This is a genomic window from Sandaracinus amylolyticus (genome assembly GCF_021631985.1).
GTDB lineage: Bacteria > Myxococcota_A > Polyangia > Polyangiales > Sandaracinaceae > Sandaracinus > Sandaracinus amylolyticus_A.
The window spans coordinates 1,838,367-1,854,086 of sequence record NZ_CP070225.1; the positions used below are offsets into that span (position 1 = coordinate 1,838,367).

Sequence of the window (15,720 nt, forward strand, 5' to 3'; positions counted from 1 at the left end):
AGCGGCCCGATCCCGAAAGCATCACACGGCAGCCGACGCTTCCTAGGAGTGAGGTGCAGATGTCGCAGGCCCAGAATCGGTACAAGGCGGACCTCCGCGAGCTCCAGTTCCTGGTGTTCGAGCAGTTCGGCCTCCGTGACCTACTCTCGAAGGAGCCGTTCGCGGCGTGGGGCGAGGACGAGGTCCGCATGGTCCTCGACGAGACCTACAAGTTCGCGACCGAGGTGCTGGGTCCGCTGAACAGCGTCGGTGACCGCGAGAAGTGCAAGCTGATCGACGGCAAGGTGAAGACCCCGACGGGCTTCCCCGACGCCTGGAAGAAGCTCTACGAGGCGGGCTGGCGACAGCTCTCGGGCAGCGAGGAGTTCGGTGGCCAGGGCGCGCCGCGCACGCTGCAGGTCCTCGTCGAGGAGATGTTCAGCGGCGCGAACGTCGCGTTCATGATGTACCCCGGGCTCTCGCTCGGCGCGGCGGAGCTGATCGATCACTGCGGCACCGACGAGCAGCGCAAGCAGTTCGCGGCGCGCATGTACGCGGGCAAGTGGGGCGGCACGATGTGCCTCACCGAGCCGCACGCGGGCTCGGACGTCGGCGCGGCGCGCACGACGGCGAAGGCGCTGCCCGACGGCACCTACAAGATCCAGGGCACGAAGATCTTCATCTCGGGCGGCGATCACGACTGCGCCGACAACATCGTGCACCTCGTCCTCGCGCGCATCGACGGCGCGGAGGCGGGCACCAAGGGCCTCTCGCTCTTCATCGTGCCGAAGTACCGCGTCGACGCGAACGGCAACCTCGGTGCGCCGAACGACGTCAAGGTCGCGAGCATCGAGCACAAGATGGGCATCAACGGCTCGGCGACCTGCGTCATGCAGTTCGGCGAGGAGGACAAGTGCGTCGGTGTCCTGGTCGGCGGCGTTCCGCACCAGGGCATGAAGCAGATGTTCCAGATGATGAACTACGCCCGCATCGGCGTGGGCATCCAGGGCCTGGCGATCGCGGGCGCGGCGTACCTCTCGGCGCTCGAGTACGCGAAGGATCGCAAGCAGGGCTCGAGCATCACGGCGTGGAAGGACCCGACCGCGCCGCGCGTGGCGATCATCGATCACCCCGACGTGCGCCGCATGCTCCTCGGCATGAAGGCGAAGGTCGAGGGCATCCGCGCGCTGATCGTGAAGCTCTCGATGCACCAGGACCGCGCGACCGCGCTCGGCGGCAAGAACGACGAGCAGGCCGCTTACCACCAGGGCCAGGTCGAGCTGCTCACGCCGATCGTGAAGGCGTACGCGAGCGACCAGTCGTTCCGCGTGTGCGAGGACGCGATCCAGGTCTACGGCGGCGCCGGCTACTGCAACGACTACCCCGTCGAGCAGTACCTCCGCGACTCGAAGATCTTCTCGATCTACGAGGGCACGAACCACATCCAGGCGCTCGACCTCGTGGGCCGCAAGCTCGGTCAGGCGGGCGGCAAGCACACCCAGGAGTTCTTCGCGGACATCGGCAAGTTCGTGTCGGCGAAGCAGGAGGACGCGGTCCTCGGCGCGTCGGTGAAGAACCTCGCGAAGGCGCAGGAGGCCGTGGGCAGCGCGGCGTTCCAGTTCCTCGGCTGGTTCAAGGGCGGCGAGATGGCGAAGGTGCCGCTCAACGCGAACCGCTTCCTCGAGATGATGAGCGAGCTCGCGGTCGGCTGGCTGCTGCTCGAGGGCGCGGCGATCGCGGCCGACGCGCAGAGCAAGCTGACGAAGGACCAGAAGGACTGGTTCTTCTACGAGGGGAAGAAGCAGGCCGCGATCTTCTACGCGCAGAACGTGCTCCCCGAGGTCGTCGCGAAGGCGAAGATGCTGGGCAACGGCGACAAGAGCGCGCTGGAGATTCCGGACGAGGCGTTCGCGACCGTGTGAAGGGGATCGCGAGCTGGTGACATGAAGGGGCTCGGCGGAAACGCCGGGCCCTTTCTCGTTCCGTCGTGTACGCGCGTCGGCGGGGGGGTCGCAGCACGAATTTGGTGAGATTTTCGGGCTCTTCGCGGGCGCCACGTAGGGGAAAACCCCGACGGACCGAAGGTCAGGTCCCCGGTAACTTTGCCGAGAGGAGGCACGACGTGTGTGGCCATCGCAGCGAGCTCGCGTCGTGAGGATCCGGTGAGCCGCCGGTCGAGCCCCGAACGCGCGGCGATCTCTCCGGAGAGCGGCGACGCGGAGAGCTCCGGGCCGCGCGTGCGCGACTCCCTGGAGGTCTTGATCGACACCGACGTGCCAGAGCGCGCGCGTGACGAGCATGCGCCGGAGCTGCCGACGCTGCGGCGCTTCGCCGGCTACGAGCTGCTCGGGCGGATCGCGGTCGGCGGGATGGCCGAGGTCTTCCTCGCGCGCGAGCGCTCCGAGGGCGCGGCGCGCCTGCTCGCGCTGAAGGTCATCCGCGCGTCGCTCGAGCGGGACGCGGGCTTCGCCGAGATGTTCATGCGCGAGGGCGCGGTCGCGCTCGGGCTGCGCCATCCGAACGTCTGCCACGTGTACCGCTTCGGCGTGGAGAGCGGGCACGCGTACCTCGCGATGGAGCTCGTCTCGGGGACGAGCGTGCGCGAGCTGATCGCCCACGCGCGGAAGACGCGCACGAAGATCCCGCCGCACGTCGCCGCGAAGATCGCGTCGAGCGTCGCGGAGGCGCTGCACTCGGCGCACGTGGCGCGCGACGAGCGAGGGCGCGCGCTCGAGGTCGTCCACCAGGACGTCTCGCCGCACAACGTGATGGTCGCGTGGGACGGCACCGTGAAGCTGCTCGACTTCGGGGTCGCGCAGTCGTCGCTCGAGACCACGCGCGACGAGGCGGCGAAGGACACCTCGACCGACACCGACGGGCACACGATCGTGCGCGGCAAGCTCGCGTACCTGTCGCCCGAGCAGTGCACGGGCGCGAAGATCGACGCGCGATCGGACGTGTTCTCGCTCGGCATCGTGCTGCACGAGATGCTCACCGGAGAGCGCATCTTCCGGCGCGACGGGCCCGCGGCGACGATGCGCGCGATCGCGGTCGAGCCGCTCAAGGAGAACGCGTTCGCGGGGATCCCGGCAGGGCTCGCGCGGGTGCTGGTGAAGGCGCTCTCGCGCTCGCCGCGGCATCGCTACGCGAGCGCGGCCGAGATGCAGGAGGACCTCGAGCGCTATCTCGCGGACGAGCGCATCGTCGTGACGTCCGCGAAGATCGCGGCGGCGCTGCAGCAGATCGTCGGCGAGGGGTACGGGCGTGCGCCGGCGCTGGATGCGCGACCCGAGGTGGTCGCAGCGCTGCCCGAGCCGCGCGGTGATGCGACGGCGCTGCCGTTCCCGCTGGTGCGCGAGAAGGCACCTGCACGCGGCGCGCGGATCGCGTGGATGGTCGCGGCGCTCGCGGTGATCGGGCTCGTCGCGATGGGCGCGCTGATGATGATGCGCGCGGGCGACGTCGAGCCACCGCGCGCGGAGCCGATGCCAGCGCCGGTCGCGGCGCCGCCGGTGGTCGCCGAGCCGGCGGCGGTCGTCGCGGAGGAGACGGTCGAGGCTGCGCCGGCGGAGGTCGCGCCGGCCGCGGAGGTGCAGGTCGAGGAGCGCGCGGCGGACGTCGAGCCGGCGGACTCGACTGCGCGGGAGCGGCGTCGTGCGGAGCGGGCGCGCCGTCGCGCGTCCGTGCCGACGACGCCGGGGGGCTTCGTGGAGGATCCGGGTTTCTAGATGAGACGACCGGCGTTCGCGACGGGACGCTCGGCCGCGCCGTGGGTGGTGATCGCGATCGGGATCGCGACGCTCGCCATCACGCCGCGCGCGTGGGCACAGGACGAGGATCCCGAGCGCGTGGCGATGGCGCGCGCGCTCTTCCAGGAGGGCGTCGAGCTCGCGCGTCGCGAGTCGTACGAGGACGCGACCGATCGCTTCCGGCGTGCGTACGCGATCCGTCCCGCGCCCGCGATCGCGTTCAACCTCGCGTCGGCGCTGATGCATCGAGGCCTGCTCGTCGAGGCGTCGGAGGCGCTTCAGCGCGTGCTGCGCGATCCCTCGACGACCGCGGAGCTGCGGAGCTCGGCGGAGGCGCAGCGCGCCGACATCGCGCGGCGGCTCGGTCGGCTCACGGTGCGGCTCGATGGCGATCCGACCGACGTGCGCGTGCGCGTCGGGACGCGCGAGCTGCCGGCCGAGGCGGTCGGCGTGGCGGTGCCGTTCGATCCCGGCTCGCACGACGCGGTCGCGACGCGCGACGGCGAGGACGTCGCGCGTGCGCACGTCGACGTCGCGGAGGGCGGATCGGCGGAGGTGGTGCTCGCCGTGCCGCCGCGCGCGGAGCGCGCCGAGGCGCCGGTCGCGGCGCTGCAGGTGACGCCTGCCGAGAGCGCGCCGCCGAGTGATCGTGGCGGCGGCGACGACACGTGGCTCTGGGTCGGGATCATCGGTGGCGCGGCGGTGGCGATCGGTGTCGGCGTGGCGCTCGCGGTCGTGTTCACGACGCCCTCCGGCGAAGAAGCGCCGTCGATCGGGAACGCGATGCCGGGGGTGATCGAGTGGTGAGGCGCGGCGTGCTCGTGTTGGGGATCGCGCTCGCGTCGTGTGCCGCGCCGACCCCGGTGACCGAGCTGATGATCGTGGTCGACACCGACCTGCGCGTGCCCGAGGAGCTCGAGACGATCCGCATCGAGATGCGCGACGGGCAGGGCACGATGCGCGAGGCGAGCGCCGATGTCGCGGGCGGAGCGCCGCTGCCGGTGACGCTGGGCGTCGTGAGCCGGACCACGCTCGGGCCGATCGACGTCGACGTGATCGGTCTGCGCGGGAGCGCGGAGGTCGTGCGCCGGAGCGCGCGTGTCGAGTTCGTGCAGGATCGGACGCGCGCGCTGCGCCTCGATCTGCTCGCGTCGTGTCGCGCGGTGACGTGCGAGGACGGACAGACGTGCGCGGCGTCGGGGTGTCGTCCGGTCGACGTCGGGCCCGGAGAGCTGCTCGACTGGGACGGGAACGCGCCGCGGCTCGACGGATCGGTCGCGGAGGATGCGGGCACGGAGGACGCGGGCGCGCCGCAGGACGCGGGGCCGATCGACGGGGGCGACGAGCCTCCGGTGGACGCGGGCCCGATGGACGGCGGGCCGCCGCCCGACTGCCGCAACGCGAGCGAGTGCGACGACGGCGTCGACTGCACGACCGACACCTGCGAGAGCGGGACGTGCGTGTTCACGCCGGCCGCCGCTGCGTGCGACGACTCGGTCCCGTGCACGACGGATGTGTGCGACCCGGTCGCGGGGTGCTCGCACACGCCCGACGCGGCCGCGTGCGACGACGGCAACGCGTGCACGACCGACTCGTGCGATGCGGTCGCGGGCTGCCGCGTCGCGCCGGTCCACACGGCATGCGAGCTCGGGTCGTACTGCGATCCGACGGGGGGATGCACCGTCGCGCCGACGTTCACGAGCATCTACTCGACGATCATCGGATCGCGCTGCGGCCCCTGCCACACCACCGCGGGCACGCGCGCCGGTCAGCTCGATCTCGCGACGCAGACGCAGGCGTACCTCGAGCTCGTGAACGTGCCGGGCTTCTGCGGCACCGGGAACGTGCTCGTGATCCCGCGCGATGCGACGCGCAGCTTGCTCTGGCGCAAGCTCGCGGGGGTCGACCTCTGTGGCGACGTGATGCCGCGCATGTCGCGGCAGCTCGAGGCGGCGGAGATCACGCAGGTCGCGCGCTGGATCAACGGCGGCGCCCTCGAGTAGTCGGCTTGCACGCGCTCGCGGGCGCGCGAGAACGCGCTCGTGGGGGACACTGCGAAGGTCGCGGCAGGGCGCCGCAAGCGGCACTGGGCGCTCGGGTGCGGCGGGGCGATCGCGATCGTCGCGCTCGTGCTGACGGGTGCGTTCATCGCGCTCGATCGGCCGCGTCCTCACGGCGTCGCGGGTGACGAGGCGGAGCTGCTCGCCGACTCGATGCTCGGCGCGCTGCGCTCGGATGCGTGGGAGCGCACCGGCGCGATCCGATGGACGTTCGGCCCGAGCGGCACCCGTCATCTCTGGGATCGCGAGCGCGACTGGGCTCGCGTGCGCGCAGGCGATCTCGAGGTGCTCGTCGATCTCGACGATCCGTCGCGCGGGATCGCGACGCGCGGTGGCGTGCGGCTCGCGGGCAGCGAGGCGCGACGCGCGATCCGCGATGGATGGGCGCAGTGGATCAACGACTCGTTCTGGTTGATCGCGCCGTACAAGGCTCGTGATCGCGGGACGACGCGATCGATCGTGCGCGTCGAGGGGCGGAGCGCGTTGCTCGTCGAGTACGCGTCGGGCGGGGTCACGCCGGGCGATGCGTACCTGTGGCTGCTCGACGACGACGGGACGCCGCGCGCGTGGCGCATGTGGGTGAGCGTGCTGCCCGTCGGCGGCGTCGAGACGAGCTGGGAGGGTTGGATCACGTTGCCGACCGGCGCGCGCGTCGCGACGCGTCACGAGGCGGGTCCGTTCACGCTCGAGCTGAGCGACGTCGCGGGCGCGGCGCACCTCTCGGAGCTCGAGCCGGGGCCCGATCCGTTCGCCGCGCTCGCCGCGGAGATCGAGCCCTGAAGTGATCGGTGATCACTCGAGGAGCGGGAAGCAGCCGAGGCCGATGTCGAGCCTCGCGTCCTCGTCGGACTGCACCGTGCGACACAGCTCGGGGCAGAGCGTGATCGCAGTGGGCGAGGCGCCGTCGTCGAAGTGCCATCCTTCGGCGGTGCACGCGCCGGGGCCCGCGGCGCGCACGAGCTCGTGACGTGATCCGTCGCCCGCGCTGTAGGTGATGCGGATCGCGTCGTGGTCGAGCACCGCGCCGGCGGGCGCGTCGGGGAGCGCGAAGTCGCAGGGCACGGGCACGCCCTCGACCACGCCGCGCGCGATCGATTCGAAGATCGCCGTCCAGTCGGTCTCGCACACGCGACCGCTGCGGCCCGCGATGCAGCCGGGGATCGCCTCGTTCGCGTCGTCGAGGCACTGCGTCAGGCGCATGTACGTCTCGCCGGGATCGGCGAGCGACTCGCAGTCGCCGGCCGCGTCGTCGGCCCACGTCGTCGGGGTCTCGCCGTAGTGGCCGACGATCGAGTTGTGGATCGTGCGCGCCAACATGCCGGAGGGCTCGAGCGCGGCGAGCGCATCGCGCGCGGCGTCGGCGGTGAACGTCCCCGACTCGTCGTCGGTGATCCAGAGGAACGCCTTCGCGGCGTTCGGACGCAGGAAGTCGCGGTAGTCGGGGTAGTGCTCGATGACGAGGTCGATCGCGTCGTCGGAGCCGACGGCATCGTGGATCGCGAGCAGACGGCCCTCGGGGCCGCTCGTGCAGTCGGGCTCGCCCGAGCCGAGCGGCACCGGGACGCACACCCCGCGATCGCCGTCGGGACGGCTGATCAGGACGACGCGATAGTCGAGCCCGCTCGCGCCGAGGATCGAGGCGAACGTGTTGATGTTCCTCCGGACCTGCGCGGCCTCCTCGGACATGCTGCCCGAGTTGTCGATCGCGATGACGATGTCGACGGGCGCCGCACGCGCCGTCGACTCGGCCGTGATCGCGCGGCACGGACCCGCGTCGGGGCGCGGCGCGCCGCCGTCGAGATCGCCCTGCGAGGGCGGCATCACGCACCGTCCGTCGATGCAGGTGCGGCCGCCTCCGCACTGTCCGTAGGCGCCGCAGGCGTCGTACGTCGCGCCTGCTGCGTCGCATCCCGACGCGAGCGCTGCGATGATCCCGAGCACAACGAGCCCGTCGCGCGTCATGTGTGATCTCCCCCGCGACGAGCGCCCATCTCAAGCGCCGTGCCGCGGGGTTTCGCGGGGAATTCGTGGCACGGCGCGCGCGGTGTACGGCGCGCGCGCTGCTCCTGCGCCGCGATCAGGGCGCGCGCAGATCGAGCGCGGCTGCGGCCATCGCGAGCACGGGGACCAGCGCGGGGGTCGCGATCTCGTAGACGCCGCGGCGCGGCTGCGCGAGCACGCCGGCGCGGAGGAGCTCGCCGAGGTGGTGATAGAGCTGGCCGGTCGATCCGGCGTCGGCGGTCTCGGTGATCTCGGCGCCGGTGCGGGCGCCGCGCGCGAGCGTGAGCACGATGCGCAGGCGCACCGGGTTCGCGAGCGCGAAGAGCGCGGGCGCGAGCGCCTCGGGATCGATCCCTTCGATCAGGTCTCGCGCGGCGTGCTCGCGATGCCATGCGTAGCGACGCGTGCCGACGCGCACCGCGCCGGCGTAGAGGATCGCGCCGCCGATCTCGCCGTCGGCATCGCGCGCGGCGAGGCGCTCGAGCAGGTCGACGTCGACGCCGATCGCGGTGCGCCGGCGCTCGCGCGCGGTCGCGTCGTCCCCGACGAGCCGTGCTTCGATCGCGTCGAGGCGCGACTCGAGCGCGTCGAGGCGCGAGGCGTCGCTCGGTCGTTTCTTCCGCTCAGTGCGCATCGTGCTCGAGCATCCAGCCGATCGCGCCGTCGGTCGCGAGGACGCCGGGATCGCCGAAGACGTTGGTCGCGGCGAAGAGCGCGCGGCGCTCCTCGGGGAGGGCCCATACGACGACGTAGAACGTCGTGTTCGACCCGCCGTGGACCAGCACCGGACCGCGCGCCCAGAGACGCGACGTGACCTGCCACCCGGGTGCCCATCCATCGCTCGTCGGCGTGACGAGGCGCGCGTGCGCGTCGGTCGAGAGCGCGAGCGGGCCGCTCTCGGGCGGGCTCATCGTCCAGTCCACGAAGCGCGCCCAGTCCGCGAGCGTGCAGTGCACGGTGCCCGCGGGACCGAGCAGCGGAGGGTTGTCGAAGGTGGGCACCGGCTCGAGCGCGCCGTTCGAGAGGACGTGCCCGCTCGGCGCGTCGTCGTGGGTCGCGGCGGGCGGGCCGAAGCCACAGCTCGTCATGCCGAGCGGCGTGAGCAGCCGCGTGTGCAGGAGGTCCTCCCAGCTCGCGCCGGTCGCACGCTCGAGCGCGGCGCCGACGAGGATGTAGCCGATGTTCGAGTAGCGGGTCTCGGTGCGCGGCTCGATCGCGGGCCCGCGCGAGAGGACACGACGCGCGAGCTCGGCGCGGGCCTCGCGCACCGGGCCCGGGATCCCGAGGAGCTCGATCGTCTCGGGCGAGGGCGTCCCGTCGGGCTCGAGCCCTGCGCGGTGGACGAGCAGGTCGTAGAGCGTGACGCCGCGCATCGACTCGTGGATCTCGAGGCCGGCGAAGGCCTCGGCGAGCGTGGTGTCGAGCGAGAGCGTTCCGTCCTGCGCGACGAGCGCGAGCAGTGCCGCGGTCATCGCCTTGGTGCACGAGCCGAGGTGCCAGCGATCGTCGGTGGTGACGAGCGCGGTGTCGTCGGCGCGGCGCAGACCGACCGCCGCGGTGCGCGCGATCTCTCCGTCGCGCAGCTCGAGCGCAGCGAGCGCGGGGACGCCGTGCTCGCTGCGTAGATTCTCCAGTGCAGTGGAGAAGTCGTCGCGCGGCCCCGCGTCCTCGCCTCCGGCGTCGGGGGTGACGGACGCGTCGGAGATCATCGAGGCATCGGGCGTCGTGAATGGAGCGGGCGCGCAGCCGCAGAGCACGAGCGCGAGCAGCGCCCGTCGAGCGAATTCCATTGCTCCAGAATGACGGAAGAAGGTCCGCGCGCAACCGCGGCGTGTGCTCAGCGGCGCAGCAGCGTCGGGGGGATCCAGCCGCCGAACGCACGCTCGAGCTCGAGCGCGACCGCGACGGTCACGTGGTCGTTGCGGTGCCTGCCGATCACCTGACAGCCGAGCGGGAGGCCCTCGCTGCCGAGGCCCAGCGGGACCTGCGTGCTCGGCATCTGCAGCACGTTGATCACCGCGGTGTAGGCCCAGTCGATCGGCGTGAGCAGGGGCATGCCGTGGCGCGGCGCAGGGCGCGTGTACGACGGATAGAGCATCACGCCGTCGCCGATGCGATCGACGAGCTCGCGCTCGAGCGCCTGGCCCTTCGCGACGATCTTCGAGGTGTCGCCCGGGAGCATCTTCGGGATCTGCTCGAGCGCGGCGAGCACCAGCGCGGGGAGCGTGTGCGGGCTGCGGCCCACGACGAAGCGCGCGAGCTCGGGCAGCACCGGACGGCGCGCGCCGCCGAAGAGCATCTCCGCGAACTCCTCGCCGCCCGACTCGCTCATCATCGCGGCCCAGATGAGCACCGACTCCGCGAGCCCCGGGATGCGCACGCGCTCGACACGCGCGCCGCGCGACTCGAGGTGACGCGCCGCGCGCTCCTGCGCCGCCGCGAGCTCGCGATGGACGCGGTTGAGCCCGTTGTCCGCGACCTGCAGCACGCGCATTCCTTCGATCGACACGCGGCTCGGGTCGCCGAGCACGCACTCGATGCACTCGGGGCTCTCGGGATCGGGGCCCGCGAGATCGCAGAGCAGCGGCCAGAGATCCTCGGCACGGCGCGCGATCGGGCCGGTGCACAGGTAGCGGAGCGCAGGGCCGTGCGCGAGCGGCCACTGGCCCGCGTTCGGCACGAGGCCGCCGGTCGGCTTGTGGCCGAACACGCCGTTGAAGAACGCGGGGATGCGGATCGATCCACCGACGTCCGCGCCGAGGCCGAAGGGCGCGATGCCCGCGCCGATCGCTGCGCCCTCGCCGCCGGAGCTGCCGCCGACGGTGCGCGAGAGATCGTAGGGGTTGCGGCAGCGGCCGTAGACCTCGTTCGAGCTCTCCATCCACATGCAGAGCTCGGACACGTTCGTCACGCCGAGCGGGATCGCGCCGAGCGCGCGCATGCGACGCACCGCGACCGCGTCGGTCGTGCTGATGATCTCGCGCCGCGCGACGAGCCCGGCGGTGAGCGGCATGCCGGTGAACGCGAACGTCTCCTTGATCGTGCAGGGCACGCCGTGGAAGCGCGGCAGCGGGCCGCCCTTCGGCGCTTCGTCGGCGCGGCGCGCCTCGGCGAGCGCGTCGTCGGCGCGCGCCTGCACGACGGCGTTGACCCGCGGATTGACGCGCTGCATGTGCGCGAGGTGCAGCGCGACGATCTCCTCGCTGGTGCGCTCACCGCTGCGGATCGCCTGCGCGATGCGGGTGCCCGACCAGGTCAACGGATCTTCGCGCACGGTGCGCGTGGGGAGGGTCTCGATCATCACGATGTCGTTCACTCTGCCGCTCGTTCACAAGAAGGGTCGGACACGCCGGGATCGGGCACGCGCGGCGTCTCGTCGCGCGCGAAGGTGCGGAGGAAGCAACGGTACTGCGCCTTCGGTGCTTCGGTCTGGAACACGGTCTCGTGGCCGTCCTCGATGCCGTCCTCGGCGTGCTGCGCGACGACCGCGGTGACGATCGCGTCGTCGATCGCGATGTTGCCGGCGGCCGGGAGCTCGACGAGGCCTCGCGCGCTCAGCCAGAGGAGATCCTCGATCGTGTCGTACGCGTCGAGGCGCGGATCGCCCGCGTCGAGCGCGGGGCCGGCGCGATCGACACCGAGCGCCAGCGAGAGCGGGTTCGCGATCGGCGGCAGGATGTAGCGATCGACGATGCCCTGGAACATCAGCACGTGGCGCGGCGCGCCGATCTCCGGCGCGTGCACGAGCAGCGGCGCGTAGACCTGCGCGTCCGCGGATTCGCCCGCCCACTGCAGCAGGCCGAGCACGACGTCGTGCTCGGTGAGCCGTCGACCGAGCCGCGTGTAGCCGATCAGCGCTTCGGCCGCGGGACGCGTCGGGATAGGACGCTCCTTGTAGACGACGTTCTCGATCCAGCTCGCGCCCGCGCCGCTCAGCACGAGCGCGGCGAAGCGCGGCTCGAAGGCCGCGGCGAGCGGGGCGATCGACGCGCCCATCGAGTGCCCGAAGAGCGCGAGGTGCGCGGTGTCGAAGCGCGCGCTGCCGTCGTCGGAGGAGAAGCCCGCGCACGACGACGCGTCGACGGTGAGCGTGTCGAGGGCGCGCGCGAGCAGGACCAATTCCAGCGCGGACTGCCGCAGGTTGTCGCGCAGTGCGATCGGGTTCCGGATGTTGAAGACGAGGAACTGCTCGTCGGCGCCGGTGATGTTGCGCGAGCCGCCGTGCGGGCCCTCGATGCTGATCCCCGCGAAGCCCGCGCGCGCGAGCTCGAGCGCGGGACCGGTGCCCGGCGCGAGCGCAGGGCCGCCTGCCTCGGCGCGCGGGCCGCGATCGACGAGCGGGCGATCTCCGCCGGCGCCGGTGCGGATGAGCATCGTCGTCGGGAAGCCGGTGCTCGGCATCGTGGTGCGCGGGATCGTGATCCACACGCGCGCGGTCTCTTCGCGCTGGAGGATCGGCGCGCCGTCGTCGTCGAGCGCCCACGCGCCGCCTTCGCGCTGGTAGGGCGGCTCGCCCTGCTGGAACACCGGCATGCGCACCGCGCCCTCGAAGACGCAGTAGTCGTCGAAGGTCTCGCGCGCTTCGAACGCGGTCTCGAGCATCGGAGCGTGCGTGCCTTCGGTCGCGGCGACCGCGCGGCGCATCACGTCGAGCGGATCGCCGGTGCGGAACACCGTGAGCGCGACGACGTCGTCGAGCGCGACGGTCTCGAGCTCGCGCAGCTGATCGAGCGCTTCGCGGAACGCGCTCGCGGCGCGCTCGGAGAGCCCTTCCGGCGTCTCGCCCGCGAGCAGTCGAACGAGCGCAGGCGCGCGGACGAACGGTTGATCCCCGTCGCCGCGCAGCGCGCGCGTGAGGATCGCGGCGTAGCGCGTGTGGGGGCGGAGAGGACGTCCTTGCACCGGCAGGAGCGTCAGCAGGTTCGTGCCCGCATAGGGGCCGGCATCGGCGTCGAAGCTCGCGTCGAAGGGCTGGAGCGCGCCGCGTGATGGCGACTCGGGATCGACGTCGACGAGGAGGATCGGCGAGCCCGACGAGGCGCTCGCGCGCGGGTCGGGGAGCAGCGACGCGTCGATGGCGCCGTCGAGGCGGAAGTGGATCGGCGAGGTCGTGCCGAAGCCGTCGATGCCGGCGAGCGCGCCGTGGATCTGATCGACGATGTCCGCGCCGATCGGGTTGGTCGCGCGCGAGAGATCGACGGAGCCGTCGTCGGCGACGAGGTGCTCGCCGGGGAAGGGCGCGTCGTAGAGGTCGTCGGACGCGAAGTCCATGAACGCCTCGCGATCGGTGTCGACGATGATCGGCGTCGAGGTGTCGTCGAAGCACGACGCGAGCAGCGCGGAAGCGAAGATCGCGAGCGTCCGTCTCGTGCGCGCCATCGGCGAAAAGCGTACGGGTCGGTCGCGAAAAGCTCAACGTGCTCTCTCGCGCGCGCAGGTATGCTCGTCCGCGGAGAACGAGGAGGGGGCCGTGGCGATCGAGGGACAGCTCGGGGGCAACGTCGCGCTCGACAACGTGGAGCATGCGAAGCAGGCGCTGGCGCGGAGCGATCTCGCGCAGGCGCTCTTCCATGCGAGCTCGGCGCTCGCGACCGATCCGACGAACCGCGAGTGGCGCGCGCTGATCGATCAGGTGCTCTCGAAGGCGCCCGATCCGATGGTGTTCGTGCGGCCCGACGAGGCCAAGGCGGACTTCATCACCGCCGCGACGCGCGGCTACGTGCTCGCGTGGAAGCAGCAGTACGCGGAGGCGATCGCGACGGTCGCCGAGGTCGCCGCGGTGCGGCCCGACTGCGCGTACCTCGCGTGGGCGCGCGAGTGGGCGCAGCAGCCGGGCGCCGTGCAGTCGATCCCGCTCGACGCGATCACCGGACGCATCGTGCCGTCGATCCTGCGCGCGGTGACGAGCGTGGGCGCGCCGTGCCCGGAGAACGATCCGCGCCGGAAGAACTGCGAGGCCGCGGTCGATCTGCTCGGCGCGTTCTACGGCGCGCACCCGCAGGAGGCGTTCGTCATCTTCGCGATCGGCGTCGCGCTGCGCCGCGTGGGGCGCTTCGACGAGGCGATCCAGTACGCGGGCTACGCGTTCCAGCTGAAGAACGACTGGAACACGTGCATCGGGCTCGCGAGCGCGTTCCGCGATGCGAAGCGCGTCGACGAGGCGGTACAGTACTACCGGCACGCGTACTCGATGCGGCCCGACGAGATCGCGGCGCTGCTCGACATCGGCGACACGTACCTCGGTGCGTCGCGCTGGGACGAGTCGATCGCGGCCTACCGCGAGGTGCTCGCGAAGGATGGAAAGCAGGGCTGGGCGAGCGCGTCGATCCTCTACGCCGAGCACAAGAAGACCGGCGCGCCCGACGTGCGCGAGCAGCTGTGGCGCATGTCGGACGGCAACGGGCGCGCGTCCGAGCTCGTGATCGATCTCTTCGGCGACAAGCCGTACTTCACGTGGCTGCCCGGCGCGGGCGACTCCACCGCGCACGCGGCGCGCGACATCATCGCGCAGCTCACGCGGAAGCCGCCGCCGCCGACCGGCCTCGGGATCGACATCCCGCTGACGTACATGGAGGCGCCGAGTGCGCTCGCGGCGTTCCAGCTGTGGACGAAGGCGCAGGGCTGGATGCAGGTCGGCATCGCGGCGAAGGTCGAGGGCGTGCAGCAGCCCGATCCGCGCTCGCCGAAGGCGCAGGTCGACTTCCAGCTCTGGGCGTTCGACGACAAGGTGCCGCGGCCCAACACGCCCGCGCCCGATCCGCGGGTGCACGCGGCGATCGCGGAGATCGCGAAGACGCCGTACTGCCTGCCGATGTGGCAGCCGCTCGCGCAGGCGCTCGCGGCGCAGATGGGGCCGGCGTGGATGAACCAGCTGCTCTGCGCGATGGTGCATCCGCCGCCGCTGCCCTCGCCGCGGCACGAGCCGCTGATCTGGGTGCAGAAGTGCCAGGTCGCGGCGGCGCTGGTGATCGCGTACATCGACGCGACGCCGTGGGAGAGCAGCCAGCGTCGTCGGACGTTGTGGTCGATCGCGTTCGGTCCGACCGACTGGGTGTGCGACGCGGCGATCGTCGCGATGGGCTGGGTCGCGGCGAGCGACGCGAGCGTGCGCAAGGACGTCGAGGGCGTGCTCGCGCAGCTCGAGAAGGTGATCCCGCAGCAGGGCTTCACGTGCTGGGAGTACCCGCTGGTCAACGTGTGGAAGAACCTCGGCGGGCACTCGCCCGAGATGGTCAAGAAGCTCGAGCAGTGGAAGCTCCGCTGCGAGTCGCAGAAGGTCGAATTCGCCGAGGAGAAGCACGGCGGGCTGACGCTCGAGCAGTACGCGGAGCTGAGCGCGCTGCGTGACTCGATCCTGATGAAGCAGGGCGGCGGCGCGGGGAGCGCGATCATGGCGGCGATGGGCGGCGGCGCGCAGCCGGAGCTCGCGGCGCTGTGCAAGCGCTTCGGGATCCCGGCGCCGATGAGCGCGGCGGCGGCGCGCGTGCCGGGCTGGGACAAGCGCATCAACGCGGACGGCGCGCTGCAGAAGCGCTTCGTCGATCTGATGGCGCGCTTCCAGCTGAAGCAGTCGGGGCTGGACTCGAACAGCCACGAGGGGCGCGTCGCGCAGCAGATCCGCGCGGGCGCGTTCGACGTGGAGAGCGCGAAGCAGAACCAGATGGCTGCGGCGCAGGCAATCGCGTCGGGGGAGGGTGGCGATGCCGATCCCACCGTGTTCCCCGGGCAGAAGCTCGCGAAGCTCTCGGACTACGTCGGGCTGATGAAGCAGATGCAGGGCGGCGACTTCAACGGCGCGCTGAAGAAATACGGGCTCGACATGGGCAGCTACATGCAGGCGTCGCAGGCATGGGGGATCAAGCTCGCGAGTGATCCGATGCTGAATGCGAAGTTCGGGAAGATGATGACCGGGTGACGTCTCGGCGAGTGGC

The 15,720-nt window shown here is 71.9% G+C and carries 11 protein-coding genes; 6 read left to right on the plus strand and 5 right to left on the minus strand.

The window, feature by feature from the left end; all coding sequences use genetic code 11:
• Positions 1–59: 59 nt before the first annotated feature.
• The 5 genes from I5071_RS07585 (at position 60) to I5071_RS07605 (ending at position 6,568) form a co-directional block, all read left to right on the plus strand.
• The gene (locus I5071_RS07585; protein ID WP_236604731.1) at positions 60–1,901 is read left to right on the plus strand and encodes an acyl-CoA dehydrogenase; all 1,842 of its coding nucleotides are present in this window, start codon (positions 60–62) and stop codon (positions 1,899–1,901) included.
• Between the two features lie 315 nt (positions 1,902–2,216).
• Entirely contained in the window at positions 2,217–3,707 is a 1,491-nt protein-coding gene (locus I5071_RS07590) for a serine/threonine-protein kinase (protein ID WP_236604732.1), read from the plus strand.
• Entirely contained in the window at positions 3,708–4,535 is an 828-nt protein-coding gene (locus tag I5071_RS07595; RefSeq protein WP_236604733.1) for a tetratricopeptide repeat protein, read from the plus strand.
• A complete protein-coding gene (locus I5071_RS07600; protein WP_236604734.1) occupies positions 4,532–5,731 on the plus strand; it encodes a hypothetical protein in 1,200 nt (399 codons plus the stop codon). Before I5071_RS07595 ends, I5071_RS07600 begins: the two co-directional genes overlap by 4 nt.
• Before the next feature lie 39 nt (positions 5,732–5,770).
• A complete protein-coding gene (locus I5071_RS07605) occupies positions 5,771–6,568 on the plus strand; it encodes a hypothetical protein (RefSeq protein WP_236604735.1) in 798 nt (265 codons plus the stop codon).
• A 12-nt stretch (positions 6,569–6,580) separates the two neighbouring features.
• On the opposite strand, the gene I5071_RS07610 is transcribed toward I5071_RS07605, so the two are convergent.
• From I5071_RS07610 to I5071_RS07630, 5 genes are all read right to left on the minus strand, one after another.
• Positions 6,581–7,750: a vWA domain-containing protein gene (locus tag I5071_RS07610; protein ID WP_236604736.1), complete on the minus strand. Its 1,170-nt coding sequence runs from the start codon at positions 7,748–7,750 to the stop codon at positions 6,581–6,583.
• A gap of 115 nt (positions 7,751–7,865) precedes the next feature.
• Positions 7,866–8,423: a helix-turn-helix domain-containing protein gene (locus I5071_RS07615; protein WP_236604737.1), complete on the minus strand. Its 558-nt coding sequence runs from the start codon at positions 8,421–8,423 to the stop codon at positions 7,866–7,868.
• Positions 8,413–9,579, minus strand: a complete 1,167-nt coding sequence (locus tag I5071_RS07620) for a serine hydrolase domain-containing protein (RefSeq protein WP_236604738.1) — start codon at positions 9,577–9,579, stop codon at positions 8,413–8,415. Before I5071_RS07620 ends, I5071_RS07615 begins: the two co-directional genes overlap by 11 nt.
• Positions 9,580–9,626: 47 nt before the next feature.
• Positions 9,627–11,090, minus strand: a complete 1,464-nt coding sequence (locus I5071_RS07625) for an amidase (RefSeq protein ID WP_236604739.1) — start codon at positions 11,088–11,090, stop codon at positions 9,627–9,629.
• 11 nt (positions 11,091–11,101) lie between these two features.
• Complete coding sequence (locus I5071_RS07630) at positions 11,102–13,168, minus strand: hypothetical protein (protein ID WP_236604740.1); 2,067 nt, start codon at positions 13,166–13,168, stop codon at positions 11,102–11,104.
• 91 nt (positions 13,169–13,259) lie between these two features.
• Between I5071_RS07630 and I5071_RS07635 the strand changes: the two genes are divergently transcribed.
• Positions 13,260–15,704 carry a tetratricopeptide repeat protein gene (locus tag I5071_RS07635; protein ID WP_236604741.1) on the plus strand — a complete coding sequence of 815 codons (2,445 nt, stop codon included), beginning with the start codon at positions 13,260–13,262 and terminating at the stop codon, positions 15,702–15,704.
• Positions 15,705–15,720: the final 16 nt, after the last annotated feature.